Annotated in this window: 3 protein-coding genes and 2 pseudogenes; 3 read left to right on the top strand and 2 right to left on the bottom strand. The window is 64.1% G+C overall.

The features are described 5' to 3' along the window. Positions 1-134, bottom strand: a pseudogene (locus AB0M99_RS37475) (IS6 family transposase); the annotation flags it as partial. 317 nt (positions 135-451) lie between these two features. Here AB0M99_RS37475 and AB0M99_RS37470 point away from each other — a divergent pair. The 3 genes and pseudogenes from AB0M99_RS37470 to AB0M99_RS37460 all read left to right on the top strand — a co-directional run. Then, a pseudogene (locus AB0M99_RS37470) lies at positions 452-796 on the top strand (nucleoside-diphosphate kinase); the annotation flags it as partial. A gap of 306 nt (positions 797-1,102) precedes the next feature. After that, positions 1,103-1,510, top strand: coding sequence for a DUF3052 domain-containing protein (locus AB0M99_RS37465; RefSeq protein WP_365928696.1), 408 nt, complete (start codon positions 1,103-1,105; stop codon positions 1,508-1,510). Positions 1,511-2,049: 539 nt separating this feature from the next. Then, complete coding sequence (locus AB0M99_RS37460) at positions 2,050-3,417, top strand: IS701 family transposase (protein WP_365928694.1); 1,368 nt, start codon at positions 2,050-2,052, stop codon at positions 3,415-3,417. 37 nt (positions 3,418-3,454) lie between these two features. Here the strand turns inward: AB0M99_RS37460 and AB0M99_RS37455 are convergent, their stop codons facing one another. Next, the gene (locus AB0M99_RS37455; RefSeq protein WP_365928692.1) at positions 3,455-3,703 is read right to left on the bottom strand and encodes a hypothetical protein; all 249 of its coding nucleotides are present in this window, start codon (positions 3,701-3,703) and stop codon (positions 3,455-3,457) included. Positions 3,704-4,314 lie beyond the last annotated feature (611 nt).

Genomic DNA, 4,314 nt, shown 5'->3' with positions numbered 1-4,314 from the left:
ACCACGCCCCGCTCGAGCATCATCTCCTCCACCTCGCGGAAGGAGAGCGGGAAGCGGAAGTACAGCCACACGCAATGCGCAATGATCTCGGCCGGATAACGGTGGTTCCTGTACGACGGCGACGCAGACGACATGAACCCCCACCCCTCCCGGACACCGACAACCCGAAGATCATCCCAGACGCCCGGACAACGTGACAGTGCCCTCTCAACTCCCCCTGCAGTTAAGGCTCCACGCTACGAGGGGAAGGTCATTCTAGATGTGCGCTCGCGTCGGATAGGAGGGGAAGGCAAGTTGGCTGAATTCGATTCCTTGATCCAGTGTCGGCAGAGACCGCATCCGCCTCTGGGCACCGCTGCTCGCCCTGGCCCCTTCGCAGACGCCGGTAACCTCAGCGGGTGACGGCTGAACGCCCGTCATCTCGGGTTGCTAGCAAGGCGAAACGGAGACAATGCCCGAGGATCAGGCACATACCGTGGAGCGCACACTCGTCCTGCTGAAGCCCGATGCGCTGGCGCGTGGCCTGGCAGGCAGGATCATCACGCGATTCGAGAACGCCACGCTGAAGATCGTCGGCACCAGGATGAAGTGGATGGACGAGGAATTCACTCGCCGCCACTACTTCGACCTGGAAGAACGGCTCGGATCGGAGGTCTACAACGTCACCTCCACATTCATGCAGCAGGGGCCGGTAATCGCACTGGTGCTGGAGGGCTACGACGCCATCGCCACGGTCCGCAAGATCGTCGGAAGCACCTACCCGAACCAGGCCCCCGCCGGCACCGTGCGAGGCGACCTGTCACGGGCGTCCTGCGTCCGGGGGCCAGTCCCGCCACGCACTTCACACACCGTGACGACCAGTCAGCAGACCTGACCAGATGCACCGCTCAACTTTGAAGGCCCGCCATACCCGCGATCAGGCCAGACAGCCGAAACGGCCCGCCGAAGAAACCGACGGACCGTCACAGAAGATCGAGGTTGATGATCGGCCAGACGGCTATCCCCCGCACGGCCCCCTGCGTGTTGGACATCTGACGTCCGGCCATGCATCGATTCTGTGGGTGCAGACGGAATCAGCGGCACTGTGGAAGGAGAGCGAGAGATGACGGCAACAGTCGGTGCGGCCGAGAGGCTTGGCATCAAGCCGGACATGGTGGTCCAGGAGGTGGGCTGGGATGAAGATGTAGACGATCAGACCCGCACAGCTATTGAGGAATGTATCGGCGGGGAGCTCCTGGACGAGAATGCCACAGAGGCCATTGACGTCGTCCTGCTTTGGTGGCGGGACGGAGACGGAGACCTGGGTGACACTCTTGTCGAGGTGCGCACCCTCCTCAACGTCGATGGCATGATCTGGGTCCTGACCCCTAAGGAGGGACACCCAGGACATGTCGAACCGAGCGCCGTCGCCGATGCGGCGAAAACTGTGGCCCTCTCCGACGAAGCTCCAATGAACCTCACTGGTGACTGGTCCGCTACCCGCCTGACAGCCTCAAAGTCGAAGTTGTAGCAGCGTACAACGAGAGCTCACGGGCAGCCAAAGACATTTTGGCAGAATTCATGGGGTGTCATTTTTCGTTCCGGCTACGACTGCTACCGACTACACAGACACTCCCCTCCTCAGGGAGCTGTCGATTAATATCTCCTCGGGACTGTAAATCGTTCGGCTCTGTCTCGCATCCGGTGGTGACGTACTGCGACGATCGTCACGCGCAGCGATAGACCCAGTTCGGCTCGTCGTGCAGGGCCCCGGGTCTCGGATTCGCAGGATGATCCGCAGGCGGCTTGGATAGGCGTCCGCCCCAGTCGACCAGCCCATTCTCCGATGACGTTCCGTCACCACCGAATGTGGGACATAGCCAATCGTTCGGTGTAACTCCCGATCAAGGAAGATGCACCGATGACCAGTGAGAACGTGGCCGAGGCCGAGACCGTCGAGCCGTCTGACACGGCAGCTGTAGTTCGTGAGGCGTAGAACGTCGTCGCTGGTCAGAGTGGTGGGTGGGGTGCCTGAGGGCAGAGGTACGGCCACCTGCATCGTGATCGTTTGTGACGACGAATCAAGACGCGGTGGCCGTGCAGGCCACGCTAGCGCACGCCCTGTGGGACGGGTCCTTCGAGGTCCTGATGGACCGGGTCGCGGGTTGCTTCCCGCGGCGGGAGCCCCGGCTGACCTGCCGGAACATGGTTCAGGGGTTGCTGATGGTCAAGGACTCGGCGAACTGCTGGTCGCTGGCCGAGGCCATCGGCCACACCGGTCCGCACGTTCTGCAGCACTTCCTCTCCCGCGCCCGCTTCGACACCGAGGCGGTACGCCGGACGGCCGCGGCCTGGACGGTGGAGCAACTCGGCTCCAGGGAGGTGATGTTGGTGGTGGACGAGACGGGCGACGAGAAGTCGTCCCTCGACGCGGCCGGGGCGGCCCGGCAGTACTCCGGCGCCCTGGGCGGGATCGGACTGTGCCAGGTCGCGGTGCATCTCTCCTACGTGAGCGCCGACGGACATGCCCTGATCGACCGCCGGCTGTATCTGGGCGGGGACTGGGCCGCTGACGACGAGCGGCGCACGCTGGCCGGGGTGCCCGACGAGACGGTGTTCGCCACCAAGCCGCAGCTGGCCGGCGACATGCTGGAGGCCGCGCACGCCTCGGGCGTCCGTGCCGCATGGGTGGCGGCCGACGAGGTATATGGAGGACGCGAGTTGCGTGCCCGGATCCGTACCCTGGGCTACGGCTACGCGAACGCCGCCGTGCCCACCAGCCACCGAGTGACCACACCCGGCAGCGGGAAGACGAAGGTCACCACGCTGCTGGAGCGGGTGCCGAAACGGGCCTGGACGCGGCTGAGGACCGGCCACGGCACCAAGGGCGAACGGCTCTACGACTGGGCGATGATCGAGGTGAATGCCCACGACACCCCGCCCGGGCACCCCGACGGACACAGCCACGTCCTGATCCGTCGCCACCGCCGCACCGGCACCGTCTCCTTCTACCGCACCTGGCACCTTGGCCCGCAGCCGATATCGGTGCTGGTCAGCACAGTCTGCCGCCGGTGGCGCGTCGAGGAGGACTTCCAGGGAGCCAAGGGCCTGGCCCACCTCGACGCCGGCCAGGTCACCTGCTGGACCTCCTGGCACCGCTGGAGCCTGATGAGCGTGCTCGCCTACGCACTCCTCGCCGTCGGTGCCCTGCGCGAGCGGCAACGCAACCTCGCCGACCCCGACGACGACCTGGCCGTGGTCCCCGTCAGCCCGCGTGAACTCCTCACCCTGCTCCGGGTCTTCGCCCTGCCCCGGCCCCGACAGGACACCGACCCGGCACACGCCCTGCGCTGGTCACAGTGGCGTCGCCACCACCAACATCACGCGACGGCCTGCCACCGACGCTGGAACGAGATCACCGCAACAGCCACCACATGACCAGCGACCTCACACGTCACGAACTACAGCTGCCGTGTCAGTCTGCTGTTTCCCGCGCAACGAGGCGAATCTGACTGGGATCCGATGCGATTCGGTATCGCTGCCGGAATTCTTGAAGCTGCACCATCAACGTCTCCGATCCTGCGTCAGATCCGATTTCAGGCACATCAACAATCCCGGACGTCTGCCCCGGCTCTAGATCGACGGAAAGGAGTGGCGCACCATCGGGCTGCGTGATTACCGCAGCAATGTCACCGGACAGCTCGTAAACCACCAAGAGGCGCATCCGGAACCCCCTTCAATGAGTGATTTGCCCGAGAGTGATGTCGACGTAACCCCAGGCATGGGCGCCGGTGTTACGCAGCTTGACTGTGAAGCGATTCTGATGGCTCGGCGAGGTTGGGTAGGGCATGTAGGCGGGCTTCGTCGTGAATTCTTCGACAGTTACCGCGTCATTAGAGTAGGAGAGCGGGCCGTTGTCCAGGTGGGCCGTAACCGATAGCGCAGTCCTATGAATATCGTCCCAAGGGCCGAAAGTGAGTGTCCTGCTACTTCCTGGCTGGAGTACCGAACTCAGCGCAATATTCCAGGTCCAGATGTGCACGGCAGCCATAACTGGCTCCATTCTGCGGCAACGCTGACGCGATAGCGGCCAAGATCTAGAACGGCAGCCGCCGACGGCGCCACTTCGTGAGGATCACTGGCGGCCCAGGCGTTACGCACTGCAAGCCAACCTTTGCGCGAGCATCGAGGCATCGCTCACCTCCATCGTGCACCACACGACTCAACCCGGCACGCCGAGGGCACTGTCACGTTGTCCGGGCGTCTGGGATGATCTTCGGGTTGTCGGTGTCCGGGAGGGGTGGGGGTTCGTGTCGTCTGCGTCGCCGTCGTACA

Source organism: Streptomyces sp. NPDC051183 (genome assembly GCF_040682455.1).
GTDB lineage: Bacteria > Actinomycetota > Actinomycetes > Streptomycetales > Streptomycetaceae > Streptomyces.
The sequence above is the reverse complement of the archived record's forward strand: the minus strand, read 5'-3'. Positions and strand labels throughout refer to the sequence as shown.